This is a genomic window from Rohdeia mirabilis, from assembly GCA_007750655.1.
In the GTDB taxonomy this organism is placed as follows: domain Bacteria; phylum Planctomycetota; class UBA1135; order UBA1135.
Window position 1 is genome coordinate 1,901,440 of sequence record CP036290.1, and the last position, 15,211, is coordinate 1,916,650.

Below are 15,211 nucleotides of genomic sequence, written 5' to 3' on the forward strand. Positions count from 1 at the left end.
GGTTTCGAACCGACCGTCCGCGCGCGGGACTGGTGTGGCGGCGCTGGGCGGGCGGTCTGCCCGCGAATCTGCTCAGCGGCGAACCCGGTCGCCTCGTGCCGGATCGCTAGGTCGTCGCGGGCGCCGCCGTCAGGTCCCGCCCTTCGCCGCCAGATCGCCGAGCAGATCCGCCGATAGCACCCGCTGCGATCCCTCGACCCGGGGCGCGTCCGTGCGAGACTGTCGCGGCGTCGCGCCCTCCTCGCGACCCGCCTTCGGCCATGCCCGTCCCGACTCGATTCATGCGCCCTCACCTGTGTCCTCGCGCTGTTGTGCGTCGGCCTGTTCGGGTGCGGTGGCAAGGTGGAGCGCGACGGCGACGGCGACGTCGGCCACGGCATCCTGCTGATCGCCGTGGACGGTCTGCGCGCGGACCACCTCGGGTGCCTGGGCCACGATCGCGACACGAGTCCGCACATCGACGCCCTGGCCGACCGCGGCGTGGTCTTCTCGGCGGCGCTCTCGACGGCGCCGACGTTCGTTCCGTCGATGGCCTCGCTCCTGTCCGGGTGCGATCCGAACATGGCGCGGCGCACGCTGCCCGGCATGGGAAGTGAACGCAGCGCGCGCCAGTGGCAGCTTCCGCGAGCCCTGCCGAGCCTCCCCGTCGAGCTGGCGGTCGCCGGCTACCGCACGGCCGCGTTCGTCGACGACGCGCAGTTCGAAGGCTCGGTCGGACTCGAGCGCGGCTTCCAGGAGGTGCGGCGGATCGACGACGACTGGGAGCGTCGCGAGCGCGGACCGGCTCGATCTGGCCGCCGACTGGGTGCGCGCCCAGGACCTCCGAGGACGACTGGTTCTGCCTGGTCCAGGTGGACGACCTGCTGCGCGCGTTCGAGGAGCCGCACCCCGAGTGGGACAGCTTCTTCGAGGGGCGCGACGAGTTGCAGTGGGTGCCCCCGGTCGGTGCCAACGCGACGAACTTCTACGCCATCCCGCCCGAGCTGGGAGGGGGGGACCGTTCCGATGGCGCGCTACGACGCGCGCTACGACGGCGCGATCCGCAGGCTCGACGCCGCGCTCCAGCGACTGTTCGACCGGCTCGAGGGCGGCGGTCGCTACAAGCGCACGACCGTGTGTCTGATCGGGACGCACGGACTGCAGTTCGGTGAGGCGGGGATGCTCCTCGACCACGGACTGCTGTCGCCGATGGACGTCCACGTCCCGCTCTTGCTGCGGCCCGCGACGCGCCTCGGCAGCACCTACGAGGAAGGACACGAGAGCAGCGCGCTCGTGGCGTCGATGGACGTGGCGCCGACGCTGCTGGCGTTGGCGAACGTCGAACCGGCGACACCGATGCACGGCATCTCGCTCGTCGAGCGCTTCGCCGGTCCCGAGGATCCGGCCGATCGCGAGCGAGTCGTCGTGGTCTCGTGCGGCACGATCACCGGCAGCGCGGCCTACGGCGACGAGCTCGTGGTCGAGCACCTCGTGCCGGCGTTCGACACGAACCTTGCGCGACCAGTGGCTCGGTCCGGTCACGGGACTCGAGGAGTTGCTCGAGGTGCGCACGTACCTGTGGCGCGGACGCGAGCCGCTGCGCGCCCTCGCCGCCGCACCGGGGGTACGAGGTGCAGCGGGCCGAACTTTCCGCCGTCAGGAGAGCTGGTTCATGACCTTCGTCGTTCCCGAGCACGCTCGGATGTGGGGCGGGGAGTAGGTGCGGATCCTCGTGATCTCGCTGCGCTATCCGCCCTACGTGGCGGGTGGCTACGAGCTCTCCTGTGCGGAAGCGGTGGAAGAGTTGCGCGGCGCGCGGTCACGACGTGCACGTCCTGTGTGCGCGCGGTTCGAAGTTCGCCGACCCGACCGTCCACGCGGTGCTCGAGCCGGATCTCGACGCCGGTGACCCGTGGCAGCTCGCGCAGGAGTCGGGAACCTCGAGAAGGTCCGGCGGCACGTGTTCGATCCGCTCAACCTGCGGCGGCGCGCGGCGCGTGATGCGCGACTGGCGCCCCGATCTCGTCTTCTACTTCAACCTGGCGCTCCTGTCGGTCGCGCCGCTCCTGGCCGCGCGTCTCGAGGGCCTGCCCGTCGTGGGGGAAGTCAACGACCGTTGGCCCGGAGAACCACTGGCTCTCGACCTGGCCGATCGCTCCAAGGTGACCGCCGCGGCGCGAGTCGAAGAGGCCTGGAAGCGCACGAAGAGTCGCGTGGCGGTTCGGCCGATGCTGGTGCCGAGCGAGGTGCCTGGCCCGCGAGCGCCGCCCACGGATTCGAGTCGGTCGAGGTGCTCCCGCTGCCGCTCCCGGTCGATCTGGCCGCCGCCGCTCACGAGTTGCGCGCGGCGCCGCGCCAGGCGGGCGAGCCGCTGCGCGTGGTCTGCACGTCGATGCTCTGGGACGGCAAGGGGCAGCACGTCCTGCTCGACGCCGTCGGCCGCGCGCGCGCGGAGGCGCGAACGTGACGGTCACCCTCGCCGGAAGTGGACCCGAGGGCTACGTCGAGCATCTGAAGTCGCGCGCGTCGTCGACCCAGCTCGCGGGCGCGGTGACGTTCACGGGCCTGCTCGATCGCGCGGCGGTCGGACGCCTGCTCGCCAGCAGCCACCTGTTCGTCCTGCCGAGTCTGTGGAGCGAACCGTTCGGGCTGGCGACGCTCGAAGCGCTGGCGCACGGTCTACCGGCGGTGGTGTCGTCGGCGGGCGGCAGTCCCGAGATCGTGCGCGACGGCCTCGACGGTCTGGTCGTGCCGAGTGGTGACGCCGCTGCGCTCGCCGAAGCACTCGTGCGACTCGAGCGCGACGAAGTGGCCCGCATGCGCCTCGCCCGCGCGGGACTCGAGCGCGTCGGAGAACGACTTCGCGGCCGGGCCCATACTACGACGCCCTGTCCGAGAGGCTCGAGCGAGCCCTGCGCGAGGCGCGCCGTTGAAGATCCTGCTCGTCGCCAACGGGTTCCCGCCGCGCGGCCGCTACGGCACGGAGTTCTACGCCGGCGAACTGGCGCGCGCGTTGATCGCGCGCGGCCACGGCGTCGTCGCGTTCTGCCCCGGCGAGCAGGACCCGGGGACCGGTCGCGTGGAGCGCGAAGCGGCGAGTCACGGTGCCGAGCTGGTCGTGGTGCACGCGCCGCGTCCGGCCTCGCGCGCGCTCGAGCACGCCTGGCGCGACCCGTTCGTCGAGACGAGCTTCGCGCGCCGTGCTCGCGGACGAGCGCCCCGACGTCGTGCACTTCCTCCAGCTGGCCTGGGGACTGTCGTTCGAGCTGCCACGGATCGCCCGTGCCGCTCACGTCCGCACGGTGCTGACGCTGACCGACTACGGCCTTCTGTGCCACCGCGGCCAGATGTTCGACTGGCGCGCGGAACGCTGCGGCGGACCGCATCCCGCCGCGACCTGTGCCCACTGCCTGCGCCGTCCGGCGGCGGGGGAGCGCGTCCGGCTTCGCGCCCGTCCTCGTCACCGCGGCGGCCGACGGACTGGCTCTGGTCGACGGGATCCTGGGTGGCGCCACGGGCGTCGTGACGACCGCGCGGGTCGCGGCGCGCGAGGCGGGAGCGGATCGCGCGCTCGCAGCGGTCGACCGGGTCGTGGCGCCGACGCGTTCGCTGGCGACCGCTTTCGGTGCGCGGCTCACCGGGGGCGTGACGGTCCTGCCCTACGCCTCGACGTCGCGCCCTACGCCGCGGTGGAGCGCGTCCGGGATCCGGCCGCGCGCGCTTCGCGTTCATGGGGCAGCTGGCGCCGCACAAGGGGCCCGGCGTGGTGCTGCGCGCCTTCGCGATCGCCCGCGATCGACTCGCCGAACGCGGGGTGCGCGCCCAGCTGCAGCTGTTCGGCGCGGCGCCCTCGGGTCGCTTCGAGACCTACGCCCGCGCCCTGGTCGAGCAGTTGCCGGAGGGTGCTTCGATCGAGCCCGCGTACGAGGCCGGCGACGCTCCCCAGGTCCTCGCGCAGGTGGACGCCGTGGTCGTTCCGAGCCTGTGGGACGAGAACGCGCCACTGGTGTGCCTCGAGGCGCGCGCCGCGGGCGTTCCGATTGCTGGCAGTCGGGTTCCGGGGATCGCCGAGGTCGTCGACGAAGGCCTGCACGGACGTCTGTCGGAGCCCGGCGACGTCGAAGGGCTGGCTCGGGCGCTCGTGGGCGTCCTCGACCTGCCGCCCGTACCGCGCGGCCTTCCGGTCGAGCTGGACGCGCACGTGGATCAGGTGCTGGCCCTGTACGGGGGCGCGTGAACGGCTCGCGCGTCGCGGGTGCGCGCCGAGAGCCGACCGGTCGAGACCCGCGGTCCGAAGGAATCTCGCCCCGTCCGGTCACGGCCCGCGGCGCCGCCCCTAGCCCCGCCTCGATCGGCGCGTAGCCGATGGTTCGAGGAATCCAACGGACCCGGACGGGCGAAGTGCTTCACGGCGCGACGACCCGCGAGGGACTGCCTCGCCGCGAGCCTCGGACGGCTTCGGGTCGCAAGCGGACTCTGAACGTGAAGAAGGAGAGCCTGACCTGGGGGGGGAGGCTCTCCTTCCCTTTTGGCCTCGGCGTTCTCGGCCCGGCCGTCGCTTCGTCGAGGTGCCCCAGGTCCGTCCCCGACGACGCGCGCGGGTCTTGGGGGCTCGAGGGGCGCACGCGGCGACGCGGGGCGGTAGGGTCCCCGCCATGAAGGTCGGAACCGATGGACTGGACGTGGGGCTTCTGTGCACGAGTTGGACGCCCGATCGCGGCGGCGTCCTGAGCCACACCGAGGACCTGGCGCGCGCGCTGGTCGCCCGCGGTCACCGCGTCGCGGTCCTGTGTCTCGACACGCGTGGCGGCGACTCGCTCGCGGTGGAGGACGAGCGCGTTCCGCTCGCAGGTGGTGGCGAGGTCCAGGTGCGCCGCGTGCGCTATGCCTACGGTGACCACGCGCGGCTCATGGATCTGATGGTCCACGACCGCCTGCGCGACGTCGTGTTGGGGTGGCTCGCGGAGACGCCGTGCGACGTCGTCCACGTGCACCACGTCACGGGGTTCGGCGGCAGCGCGGTGCGAGCGATCCACGACGTCGGCCAGCCGCTCGTGATGACGCTGCACGACTACTGGATGCTCGATCCGCGCGGTCAGCTGTTCACGCCCGGTGTGGGGCACTGGATCCGACTGACCTCGAAGGCCTCGCGCGCGATCTCGTCGCCACCTGGCCGCACCTGTTCGAGGGCGGCCCCGAGGCCCGGATCGAGGCCGTGCGGGCGTTCCGCGCCGAGGCTCTCGCGTGTCTGGCGCTGTCGGACCTGCTGTTCACCCCGTCGGCGGCTGCGCGAGCGGTGTTCGAGCGCGCCGGGGTCGAGTCGGGTCGGATCGCCGTCGTCGAGAACGGGGTCGACGTGGACGCGATCGCCGCGGCGGTCGGTGCCGCGCGTGCTGCGAGCGCGGCGGCGAGCGGCGACACGGGCGGTGGCGAGATCCGGCTGGGCGTGCTCGGAACCGTGTTGCCGTCCAAAGGCGTGGCCGAGTTGGCCGAGGCGGTGAACGAGGCGGCGCTCGACGGACTGGTCCTCGAGGTCCACGGAGATCTCACGCCGTACCACGGCTACACCGGCCACCTCGATCGACTGCGCGAGCTGGCCGCCGCGGCGCCGAACCGCGTGCGGTTGGTCGCACCGTTCGAGCGCGAGGCGCTGCCGCGCGTGCTCGCCGGGCTGCACGGCGTCGCGGTGCCTTCGACGTGGGACGAGGTCTTCGGCCTGTCGGCGCGCGAGGCGCGCGCCGCGGGACTGCCGGTCCTCGTGTCCGCTGCGGGCGGCCTGCCCGACGTGGTGGCGGACGGTGGGGGACTCGCGGTTCCGCGCGGCGATCGCGCCGCCTGGGTCGCGGCGCTCGGCCGCTTCATGGGCACCGAACGCGAGTCGTGGGCGCAGGCACCGTGTCGCGCTCGGACGACCGACGCCATGGCCGAAGAACTGCTCACGCGCTACGCCGACGCGATCGAACAGCGCACCGGCGAGCGGCCCGTCATGGCCGGCGAGGTCCAGGCCGAGAGCGCGTCCGGACCGAGCGCGGCGCCCGCGCGCCGCAGCTTCCTGGGACGGCTGTTCGGCGGGCGCTGAGAGCGGCCACGGAGTCCGACACCGAGGTCAGGTCCTCGGAGCCTGGCGGCGCGCGGGCGGATCGGCGTCGGTGGGGTCGACCGGGACGTGGCCACGCCCGCTGCTCGCGACCCGTCGCGCCGACACCGTCAGGCCGAAGCGGTCGGATCAACACCGTCGCGCCGAGACCGTCACGCCGACACCGTCACGCCCATTCAGTCGCGGACTTCGGGGCCGTCCGTGGAAGCGTCCGTCGCCGCGTCGCCGTCGATCTCACGGCCGGTTTCGATGACCGCGCCGTCGGCGTCCTCGGTCACCGCGCCGTCGGCGCTCTCGGTCACCGCGCCGTCGGCGTTCTCGACGACCGTCTCGGCTCCGTTCGACGCCTCCGCGGCACCGCGGTCCGCCACGACCACGTACAGGAGCCAGCTCATCAGCACGACCAGGAGGCCATCCATCACGAGCAGCCCGACGCGCGAGCGCGAGTCGGCGACGACCGGCGGAGCGGAGGAGGACATGGCCCTCTTGTACACCGAAGCCGGGCGTCGCCCAACCCGCGGCGTGGGGCTTTCGAGGCCGATCAGCGTCCGTCGTCGGTGTAGCCCAGGTCCCGGAGCTGTTCACGCGCCGAAGCGCCCATGTTGCGCTCCTGGGTCGGCGCCGCGCTCCTCAGGGCCTCGTCGAACGCGAACCGCTCGAGACCCAGGGCGCGGAGATCCGACGCGCGCTGCTCGTTCTCGGGGCGCGCCAGTCCCCACTCGAATCCGTACAGGACGCGCACGCGCCGCTCGCCCGTCTCCTCCGTCTCGCGCAGGACGACGATGTGCAGATCCGGGTCCACCACGCCCAACGTGGTGCCGCGCACGACCTGTTGGTGCGCGACGCCGACCTGCGCCCGTGCCTCGTCCGCGAACGGACTCTCGGCGCGCAGGAGCGGCGCGAGCGAGATCTCCATGTGCGCGGGACGGCTGAGTCCGAGATGCTCGAGGATCGTGCCCACGACCGCGCGCAACCCGACCGGGCCGTCGACCGTGCCGCTCTCGACGCCGGGACCGGCGACGATGAACGGAATGTGCGTCAGTTCGGTGCCGAGGCCCAGCGGGTGCCCGAACCGACCGGACTCGCCCAACTCCTCGCCGTGGTCCGACACGAGGACCACCAGAGTGTTCTCGAGTCCGCGGCGACGATCCCAGTCCGCGAGCACGTCGGCGAGGAGGTGGTCCATGAAGGCCACGCCTTCGTCGTAGAGAGCCGCGAGCCACGCATCGTTCTCCGCCGTGCGTCCCTCGAAGGGTTCGAGAAAGTTGCGCGCGTCCTCGGTCGAACGCGACTTGCCGCGCACCACCGTCTCGTAGCGTTCGGCGTACGTTCCGCCCTCGAGTCCTTCGGTGAAGCGCCCGTGGAACCGTTCGCCGTCGTACGTGCGCGGAGGCAGGTAGGGCGCGTGGACCTCGTAGGTGTGGAAGAACGCGAACAGTGGCTCGTCCGGCTTCGCGAAGTCGAGGACCTCCTGGAACTCCTCCATCGTCCGGCGCATGCCCTTGGAGCGGAACACGGCCGAGTCGGCGCCGCGATCGAAACCCATGCCGCGCTGGAGCTGACCGCCCTCGGTGTGCACCACGGTCTGGTAGCCGGCGGTCTTCGCGACCTCGATCACCGTCGTGAGCTTCGGGTTGATGACGCGCATGCGGGTCCCCGGAGCGTTGTACACGCCGTGCGCGGCGGGGAGCGTTCCGGTGAACAGCGTCGCGTGGCTCTGGGCCGTGCCGCAGTCGGGTGCGTAGGCCTCGGTGAAGCGCACGCCGCGAGCTGCGAGGGCGTCGATGGTCGGCGACGTCGGGCGCTCGTGTCCGTAGCAGCCGAGTCGATCGGCGCGCAGGGTGTCGATGCTGATCAACAGCACGTCGAGCGGGCGGCCGTCCGCGCGCGTCACCCCTTCGCCGCGCGCGGGGATCGGAGGGGCGCCGAGGAGGGCGGCGCCGCCGGGCGCTCGCGCTCCGTCGGGCTCGTCGAGGTCCGCCGCAGGCGTCGGGGTGTTCGCCGCGCCGCTGCCCGATCCTGCGCGCGCCGTCTCGGACGCCGGGGCGGGCGTCGCCACGTCGGCCGGGGCGCAGCCGGCGGCGAGCAGGAGCGCGCCGACGAAGAGGGCCGACGTCGCCCGCAGGATGTGGATCTTGGGCCGCATGTGCATCCTTCGAGTTCTAACCGATGGCGCTCCGCCAGGCGGCCCGAAGGCGTGCGGCGAGCTGTGGCCAGGCCAGGTGCTCCGCGACTTTGCGGTGACCCGCGTCGACGCGTTCGTGCGTGCCCCGTGGGTCGTCGCCGAGGCGGCGCACGGCAGCGGCGAAGGCCTCCGGGCTGTCGGCCAGGTCGAGGTGCCGCGGTCCGAGCTCGAGCCCTTCGGCACCGACGGAGGTCGAGATCACCGGCGTGCGCATCGCGAGGGCTTCGGCGATCTTGAGTCGCGTCCCGCCCCCGATGCGCAGCGGGACGACGAGCGCCTGGGCCCGCGCCAGTTCGGGACGCACGTCGTCCACCTCGCCCACGAGCTCGATGCGCGCTCCCCGTTCGCGCGCGCGTGCACAGGCCGCTCGAACGCGGGGCGTCGGGTTGCGGCCGACGACGCGCAGGCGCGTGGTCGCAGGCACGAGCGGTCCGATCGCGTCGACCCAGTACTCGAGTCCGTCGACGTTCGGTTCGTAGTCGAGGCTTCCGAGCATCAGGAGCGTGCCGGGTTCGCGCTCCACCACGCCGCAGGCGTCCGGCGCGAAGTGGTCGGGGTCGAAGCCGGAAGGGACCGCGGTGACCTGGAGCAGGGGGTGGCGACCGAGCAGGAGCTCGCGGTCACCGGGCGAACAGACCACGTGGTGGCGCGCGCGCCTCGCCGCGAGGTCCTCGAGTCGGCGCAGCTTCGCGCGATCGAAGCGCGCCGCCGCACCGTCGCCGTGGGCCAGCGCGTGGAACTCGAGATCGAGTTTGCTGTGGTGGACAAGAAGGGGACAGGGGGCGTCGGGGATCGAGCGCAGCACGCTCATCTCGTCCACGTGGACCAGGTCCGGCGGTGCCACGCGAAAGCGCTCCGCGAGCGCGTCGTGCAGGGCGTTCGAAGCGAACCAGCGCTCGACCTTGGCACGCGCGAGGCGCTCGAACGCCGAGACGCGCGAGCGGGGGAAGAGGCGCGTCCTCGGGATCGCGCGAGCGAGTTCGAGTTCGAGGGGCCCCGGGTCGCGCTCGTCCGCCACGCACCACAGTTCGACCTGGGTCGTCGCCTCGGCCTCGGACGCGAGCGCGCGCACCAGGTGGAAGGTGCGGATCCGCCCGCCCGAGTCCAGGGGCCAGGGCACGAACGGGCACACGACGAGGACCTTCACGGAACCTCCGCCGCCGTCGGCGGGCCGATGCCTTCGTCCCCGCCGAGTCCGTGCACGGGGTCGTGCACGCCCAGCGCGACGAGCCGCCAGCCGCGCGCCGTGGACTCGAGCGTGGCGTGCTTGCCGGGGTCGAGGTGGGGCGCGGCGCCGGTGTAGGCGAGGGCCGAGCGCAGGACGGCGTCGACGTCCGTGAGCGTCGCGTCGAGCGCGGTGGGAGCCGCGCCCGCCGCAGCCCGTGCGCCCGCCGTGAGCGCCCGCTCCAGGAGGGCCGCCGGCGGACCCAGGGGAGAAGCGTCCGGACGGCACCGCAGCACCACGAGCACGCCGATCGGTCGGACCTCGTTCACCGCGGGAGTCTACGGGCTGCGGTGTCGCGGACCGCACGGCTTCCGAGGTCGCGCGGCCCGGGTGCGCCGTCGACGGTCGGACTTCGGGGACGCACGCGTTAGAGTTTCGCGCGGCCGACGTCGGCATCCGTGTCCGATGCTCCTGGCCCGCCGGCCCGCCGCTGGCGCCCCCCCGAGAACGACCAACCCCAATTCGCCATGCCCACCCTGCGCGTCGAACCCAACGGTGAGACCTTCGACGTTCCCACCGGATCGCCCATGCTCGACTACTGCCGGTCGAACGACGTCCCGATCGACTTCGGGTGCACGGTCGGAAGCTGCGGAACCTGCCGCGTGATCGTGGTCGCGGGCGGCGACACGCTCGCTCCGATCACCGAGGAGGAGCAGGAGACCGTCGAGATGTGCACCGACGCGCAGAACGTGCGCCTGATGTGTCAGTGCGTCATGGGCGACGGCGACCTGACCGTGAAGGCCGAGGACTGACACCCGGTCCGCAGCGCGCGTCTCGCACACCCTCCCTCGAGCCTCCTTCCATGTCGTCGACCAAGAAGCCGCGGATCGCCGTCGTCCTGTCGGGCTGTGGCGTCTTCGACGGCGCCGAGATCCACGAGTCCGTCCTCACGCTGCTCGCCCTCGATCGCGCGGGGTGCCTCGTCACCTGCTTCGCGCCCGACGTGCCTCAGCTGCACGTGGTCGATCACGGGACGGGCGACGTCGTTCCCGGTACAGCGCGCAACGTCCGCACGGAATCGGCGCGGATCGCACGCGGAGCGGTGGCGGACGTGGCCGACGCGCGCATCGAGGACTTCGACGCGGTGGTGCTGCCCGGCGGCTTCGGTGCGGCGAAGAACCTGTGCACCTTCGCCGTCGACGGCTCCGCCTGCACGGTCGAAGCGGGAACGGCGGCCCTGCTGGGAGCGGCGCTCGACGCGCGCACGCCCATCGCCGTCGCCTGCATCGCGCCCGCTGTGCTCGCCGCCGTCCTGCGCGATCGCGGCGAATCCGCCGAGCTGACGATCGGCACCGACGACGAGACGGGAGCGGCCCTCGAGGCCATGGGCGTCGTGCACGTGCCCTGTTCGGTCGAGCGCGCCGTCGTCGACGAAGAACGGCGCGTGATCAGCACGCCGGCCTACATGCTCGCCGCGTCGATCGGCGAGGCGGCCGCCAGCATCGACGCCATGGTCGCGAGCCTGATGCAGATGCTCGGGCAGCCGGCGGGCGGTCGCTGACGTGCTCGTCGTCGCCGCCATCGCGGCCTTCGTGCTGGGCAGCGTCGTGTCGGTCTGGCTCCTGTGGGTGCGTTCGCGCGCCGGACTGCTCCTGACCCCGAAGCAACTCCTCGCGCCGGTCGAGCTGCTGGTGACCCTGCAAGCCTGGTTGGCCGGCGCAGGCATGGGGGCGTTGATGACGCTCGAGGCCTACGCGGGCGAGAGCGATCCGCACGAGGCTGCCCTGGTCAGTCGCGCCGCACTGACCGCTCTCGCCGCCTGGCTCCCGATCGCGGTCGGCCTCATGTTCCCGACCGCCCGAAGGTTGCGCGACCACGACGGATCGCCCTTCGTCCACCTGAACTCGGCCATCGCCTACAGCGTGGTGCTGATCGCCTGGTTCGGAACGGGACGCTGGGAGGACGCCTTCTGAGGGATGGACCCATGACGGCCGCGCGCGCTGCTACCGTGGTGGGATGCACGCCGTGATCCCCGCGCTCAGCGCCATCGCCCTGTCGGCCGCCCTCGCGGGTGGTCTGGCCTCCATCGGATCCGACGCCGCCGTGGCGCAGGACGCCGAAGCGAACCGGTCCGATGCGCTCACGGGCATCGTGACGCGCCCCGCGTTCACCGGTCTGCCCGGGCTCTACCGTCCGCTCGACTTCGGACAGTTGCCCGACGGTCGCTTCTACGTGGTCGAGCAGGACGGCATCGTGCGCCTGTTCACCGCCGACGCGAGCGGCGCGGTCACGAGCCATTCGGTCGCGCTGGAACTCGAGGTCAGTCGCGAACACAACGAGGAGGGTCTGCTCGATCTCGAACCGCACCCGGACTTCGCGCGCAACGGACTCGTCTACCTGCACTACTCGATCCCGGACGCTCGGCGCGGGCGGATCTCGGAGTGGAAGCTGACCGAGGCGGGCGTGCTCGACCCGTCGAGCGAGCGCGTGCTGCTCGAGATCGAACAGCCGTGGCGCAACCACAACGGCGGGCAGCTGTTGTTCGGAGTGGACGGCGACCTGTACATCGGAATGGGCGACGGTGGATCCGCCGGTGACCCCCAGGACAACGCGCAGGACCTGACGACGTTGCTCGGCACGGTCCTGCGAATCGACGTCACGCCCGGCCCCGACGGCCTGCCGTACACGATCCCCGCCGACAACCCGTTCGTCGGCCGCGAGGGATTGCCGGCCGGGACGCGCGGTGAGATCTGGGCCTTCGGCATGCGCAACCCGTGGCGCTTCTGCTTCGACGCCGAGACGGGCGACATGTGGTGCGGCGACGTCGGCCAGGACGCGTGGGAAGAAGTGCACCGCGTCGTGCGTGGAGGCAACCACGGCTGGCGGCTCAAGGAAGGCTTCGCCGACTTCGAATCCAAGGGCCGTCGCGGCCCCGGCCCGCTCGTCGAACCGGTCGCCGTGTACCCGCATCGCCAAGGCGTGTCGATCACCGGGGGCTTCGTCTACCGCGGCGCCGCGCTGGAAGCCCTCGTCGGCAACTACGTCTACGCGGACTTCGTCACCGGCCGGGTGTGGGCTCTCGACGTGGACGGCGAAGGCGCCGAGCCGGTCGAGTTCACCCGCGCGACCCAACCGTCGTCGTTCGGCGTCGACCTGGCCGGCGAGCTGTACGTGACGAGCTTCGGCTCGGGCAGCAAGCGCCGCAAGGACGGTCGCATCCTGCGATTCGTGCTCGGCGAGTGAGAATGGACGGATCGACGCCGCCGTAAGGGACCGCTCATGACCGAACCCAGCTCCGACGCCGCCAGCGCCCTGGCCGCCCTCCCGGCCGAACTCGCCGAAGGTGTGCGTCGACTGCGCGCGCGCTGCTACCGCGCCGCCTTCCTCGGGCGGACGACGCGCCTTGCGGCCGGAGCCCTGGTGGTGGCGGGGTGCACAGCGCTCGCCGCCCGGGTCGGGTTGGGGATCGAAGGAGCGTCGGCCCTGGTCGGATGGGCGGCGCTCCTGGTCGTTCCGCCCCTGGCGCACCTCGCCGCTCGGCGTCGGGTGCCTTCGGTCGCGACGGCCGCGGTCTGGCTCGACGCGCGCGGCAGTGGCGACGGTGCGCTGGTCACGGCCCTCGAGCTGGGCGCGGGTGGTCGAGCGTGGGAGGCGCGCGCACTCGCGCGGGCTCGGACCGCACCCGCGGCTCCGCAGATCGAACGCGCGACCTACTGGTCCACCTGGCCGGCCGCTCTCGTGTTCGCGCTCGTCTGCCCGTTGGTTCCCGTGGTGCGAGCGAACGCGAACGGCGGACCCAGGGGCGTCGAAGCGCTGCTCGACGCGGCGGTCGAACGGGTGGCCGAGGACCTCGCGGCGCTGGAGGAGGAGCTCGTGCTCGACGACGAGGTCCGCGCCGAGTTGCGCGATCGACTCGAACGCCTGCAGCGCGACGTGGCCGACGCGGGGCTCGAGGCCGGGTTCGAAGGCGTGGACGCGCTCGAACGCGAACTCGAGCGACTGGCGGCCGAGAGCGTCGAACAGGCCGCGGACGTCCAGCGACTCCTGCACGAGGCCGCCGCTTCGTCGTCCAGCAACGGCTCCCAGTCGGCGCAGCGCCTGGCGGACGCGCTCGAGGAGTCGTCGAACGGATCGCTGGCTCGCGCGCTCCCGCCCGAATTGATGGAGCGACTCACAGCGCTGGCGGAGCGCGCGCGCCAGATGGACGCGGACGGTTCGAAGATGGCGTCGCTCGAGGACCTCGACGAGTGGCTGGAGTGGACCGAGGAATGGGCGGCGCTCGAGGAGGAGGTGCGCGCGAGCCTGACGGAGTCGCTCGAACGGCTGGCCGACGCGGGACTCCTCGATCAGGGCGATCTCGACGAGCTGCGCGAGTCGCTCGAACGGTCGAGCGCCGAGGCTCTGGACGAGCTCGCACGCGATCTGGCCGAACGGCTCGAGGCGCTGGACCTCGACGAGGAGCAGGCGGCGGCGCTGCGCGAGGAACTGGCCGATCTGCCGGCGCGTCCCGAACTGTCCACCGAGTTGCAGGAGGCGCTCGCGCGCATGCAGGCCCAGCTCGACGAGGAGTTCGGTGCCGTGGAAACGCCCGCGGGACCGGACGTGTCGCGCCTGCTCGAGAACATCGATCCCGACCTGCGCAACGAGTTGCTCGAGGCCATGGCTCAGCTCGAACAGCGGCGTGCCGAGGCCTTCGAGAAGCTGGTCGAACTGGAACCCAGCGCGTTCGAACTCTCGCCCGATCAGTTGGCGGCCCTGACCAAGGCGCTCGAGGCGCTGAAGGACCAACTCGCGGCGTGGATCGAGGAACAGCTCGCGGCCGAGTCCGACGCCGCTCGACGGGCACTGGCGCAGGCTCTGAGCGACGAGGCCTCCGAGCGCCGTGCGGGTCTCGACGACAGCACGCGCGAGGCACTCGAACGGGCGCTCGAGGACTTCGGATCCGACCCGGCCACCCTGGCGCGCGCGCTCACCAAGATCCCGCCGCAGCTGCGACAAGAGATTCTCGAGTCGCTGATGCAGGAGTTCGAGCGCAGCGCCCAGGCACGCGCGACCGAGCAGGACGGCGGTGCTCCCGCGCCGCCGGACGCCGTCGGGTCGAACCTCGACGACGAACAGCTGGCGTCCTTGGTCGACACCTTGGGCGAACTGGTGCGCGGACAGCAGCTGCCCGAACCCCCGCCCCTGTCCGCGGAGGACGTGCAGCGCGCGATCCAGGCCATGAAGTCCATGGAGCCCGGACGGCCCGGCGCCGGCGTGCCGTGATGCGGCGGCGGACTCGGCGGTGCAGGTGGTATCGCCATACAACAACTCAATTCGATGGCTGCGACCCAGCAGCGGTCGGCGCTCGAACAACTCGCCCAGCGACTGGGTGGGGGATCGGGCGGCGTCGGTCGCGGTCCGGGAACGGGCCCTCTGACCTTCGGCCGTGAGGCTCCCGATCGCGCGGACGCGTTCGCGCCCCAGCGCCTCTCGCCGGCGCAACTGCGCGACCTGGAACACAGCGAAGTGATCGGCGTCGGTTCCACGGCTCCGACGTTCGAACCGCAAGGTCAGGCGGCCGACGGCACCGAGTTCGGCCGCGGCGGCGAGCAGTCGACCGAACGCCGACGGTTGGCGCCCGCGCACCGGCGCACGGTCGAACGCTTCTTCGGGTCGGGACAGGAGTGAGAGCAGCGGGCACGGGCGACGTCGAGGCCGGCAGCTCGTCGCCACCCGACCAACCGCCCGCGTGGACCCGGTTCGACCGTCGGACGCGATCCGCCCCGGCTCGCTCGTAGGCCTC

The 15,211-nt window shown here is 72.4% G+C and carries 15 protein-coding genes and 3 pseudogenes; 13 read left to right on the forward strand and 5 right to left on the reverse strand.

Annotated features, from left to right (window positions below):
• Positions 1-279 precede the first annotated feature (279 nt).
• Positions 280-435 (reverse strand): hypothetical protein, encoded by a 156-nt coding sequence (locus Pla163_RS18870; RefSeq protein ID WP_419186514.1) that lies wholly within the window; start codon positions 433-435, stop codon positions 280-282.
• Here Pla163_RS18870 and Pla163_RS18875 point away from each other — a divergent pair.
• From Pla163_RS18875 to Pla163_RS07155, 7 genes and pseudogenes are all read left to right on the forward strand, one after another.
• Positions 394-1,308 (forward strand): annotated as a pseudogene (locus Pla163_RS18875) (sulfatase-like hydrolase/transferase); the annotation flags it as partial. The gene Pla163_RS18870 and the pseudogene Pla163_RS18875 sit on opposite strands and share 42 nt — an antisense overlap.
• Before the next feature lie 184 nt (positions 1,309-1,492).
• Positions 1,493-1,699 (forward strand): hypothetical protein, encoded by a 207-nt coding sequence (locus Pla163_RS18880; protein WP_419186515.1) that lies wholly within the window; start codon positions 1,493-1,495, stop codon positions 1,697-1,699.
• A gap of 570 nt (positions 1,700-2,269) precedes the next feature.
• Complete coding sequence (locus tag Pla163_RS18885; RefSeq protein WP_419186413.1) at positions 2,270-2,446, forward strand: hypothetical protein; 177 nt, start codon at positions 2,270-2,272, stop codon at positions 2,444-2,446.
• A complete protein-coding gene (locus Pla163_RS07140) occupies positions 2,443-3,288 on the forward strand; it encodes a glycosyltransferase (protein WP_419186414.1) in 846 nt (281 codons plus the stop codon). Before Pla163_RS18885 ends, Pla163_RS07140 begins: the two co-directional genes overlap by 4 nt.
• Positions 3,289-3,685: 397 nt before the next feature.
• Positions 3,686-4,216: pseudogene (locus Pla163_RS07145) on the forward strand (glycosyltransferase); the annotation flags it as partial.
• A 418-nt stretch (positions 4,217-4,634) separates the two neighbouring features.
• Positions 4,635-5,126: pseudogene (locus Pla163_RS18890) on the forward strand (glycosyltransferase); the annotation flags it as partial.
• Positions 5,127-5,194: 68 nt separating this feature from the next.
• Positions 5,195-6,058: a glycosyltransferase gene (locus Pla163_RS07155; protein WP_145185728.1), complete on the forward strand. Its 864-nt coding sequence runs from the start codon at positions 5,195-5,197 to the stop codon at positions 6,056-6,058.
• Between the two features lie 194 nt (positions 6,059-6,252).
• Here the strand turns inward: Pla163_RS07155 and Pla163_RS07160 are convergent, their stop codons facing one another.
• The 4 genes from Pla163_RS07160 to Pla163_RS18895 form a co-directional block, all read right to left on the reverse strand.
• Positions 6,253-6,555, reverse strand: coding sequence for a hypothetical protein (locus Pla163_RS07160; RefSeq protein ID WP_145185731.1), 303 nt, complete (start codon positions 6,553-6,555; stop codon positions 6,253-6,255).
• 62 nt (positions 6,556-6,617) lie between these two features.
• Positions 6,618-8,228: a sulfatase gene (locus Pla163_RS07165; protein WP_145185734.1), complete on the reverse strand. Its 1,611-nt coding sequence runs from the start codon at positions 8,226-8,228 to the stop codon at positions 6,618-6,620.
• A 10-nt stretch (positions 8,229-8,238) separates the two neighbouring features.
• Positions 8,239-9,408 carry a glycosyltransferase family 4 protein gene (locus Pla163_RS07170; RefSeq protein WP_419186415.1) on the reverse strand — a complete coding sequence of 390 codons (1,170 nt, stop codon included), beginning with the start codon at positions 9,406-9,408 and terminating at the stop codon, positions 8,239-8,241.
• On the reverse strand, positions 9,405-9,755 hold the full coding sequence (locus tag Pla163_RS18895; RefSeq protein WP_419186416.1) for a hypothetical protein: 351 nt from the start codon (positions 9,753-9,755) through the stop codon (positions 9,405-9,407). Before Pla163_RS18895 ends, Pla163_RS07170 begins: the two co-directional genes overlap by 4 nt.
• A 198-nt stretch (positions 9,756-9,953) precedes the next feature.
• Here Pla163_RS18895 and Pla163_RS07175 point away from each other — a divergent pair, with 198 nt between their 5' ends.
• From Pla163_RS07175 to Pla163_RS07200, 6 genes are read left to right on the forward strand one after another with little or no spacing between them, the layout of a single operon-like run.
• The gene (locus Pla163_RS07175) at positions 9,954-10,238 is read left to right on the forward strand and encodes a 2Fe-2S iron-sulfur cluster-binding protein (RefSeq protein WP_145185740.1); all 285 of its coding nucleotides are present in this window, start codon (positions 9,954-9,956) and stop codon (positions 10,236-10,238) included.
• Between the two features lie 50 nt (positions 10,239-10,288).
• On the forward strand, positions 10,289-10,987 hold the full coding sequence (gene elbB / locus Pla163_RS07180) for an isoprenoid biosynthesis glyoxalase ElbB (protein WP_145185743.1): 699 nt from the start codon (positions 10,289-10,291) through the stop codon (positions 10,985-10,987).
• 1 nt (position 10,988) lies between these two features.
• Complete coding sequence (locus Pla163_RS07185) at positions 10,989-11,399, forward strand: hypothetical protein (protein WP_145185746.1); 411 nt, start codon at positions 10,989-10,991, stop codon at positions 11,397-11,399.
• Between the two features lie 43 nt (positions 11,400-11,442).
• Entirely contained in the window at positions 11,443-12,669 is a 1,227-nt protein-coding gene (locus tag Pla163_RS07190; RefSeq protein WP_145185749.1) for a PQQ-dependent sugar dehydrogenase, read from the forward strand.
• Between the two features lie 36 nt (positions 12,670-12,705).
• Positions 12,706-14,691 carry a coiled-coil domain-containing protein gene (locus tag Pla163_RS07195; protein ID WP_145185752.1) on the forward strand — a complete coding sequence of 662 codons (1,986 nt, stop codon included), beginning with the start codon at positions 12,706-12,708 and terminating at the stop codon, positions 14,689-14,691.
• A 54-nt stretch (positions 14,692-14,745) separates the two neighbouring features.
• Positions 14,746-15,096 (forward strand): hypothetical protein, encoded by a 351-nt coding sequence (locus tag Pla163_RS07200; RefSeq protein ID WP_145185755.1) that lies wholly within the window; start codon positions 14,746-14,748, stop codon positions 15,094-15,096.
• Positions 15,097-15,211: the final 115 nt, after the last annotated feature.

Bases quoted from the DNA above. Each gene is read 5' to 3' on its own strand.
- Pla163_RS07160 (WP_145185731.1), bottom strand. From the start codon at position 6,555: ATGTCCTCCTCCGCTCCGCCGGTCGTCGCCGACTCGCGCTCGCGCGTC.
- Pla163_RS07165 (WP_145185734.1), bottom strand. From the start codon at position 8,228: ATGCACATGCGGCCCAAGATCCACATCCTGCGGGCGACGTCGGCCCTC.
- Pla163_RS07175 (WP_145185740.1), top strand. From the start codon at position 9,954: ATGCCCACCCTGCGCGTCGAACCCAACGGTGAGACCTTCGACGTTCCC.
- elbB (WP_145185743.1), top strand. From the start codon at position 10,289: ATGTCGTCGACCAAGAAGCCGCGGATCGCCGTCGTCCTGTCGGGCTGT.
- Pla163_RS07190 (WP_145185749.1), top strand. From the start codon at position 11,443: ATGCACGCCGTGATCCCCGCGCTCAGCGCCATCGCCCTGTCGGCCGCC.
- Pla163_RS07195 (WP_145185752.1), top strand. From the start codon at position 12,706: ATGACCGAACCCAGCTCCGACGCCGCCAGCGCCCTGGCCGCCCTCCCG.
- Pla163_RS07200 (WP_145185755.1), top strand. From the start codon at position 14,746: ATGGCTGCGACCCAGCAGCGGTCGGCGCTCGAACAACTCGCCCAGCGA.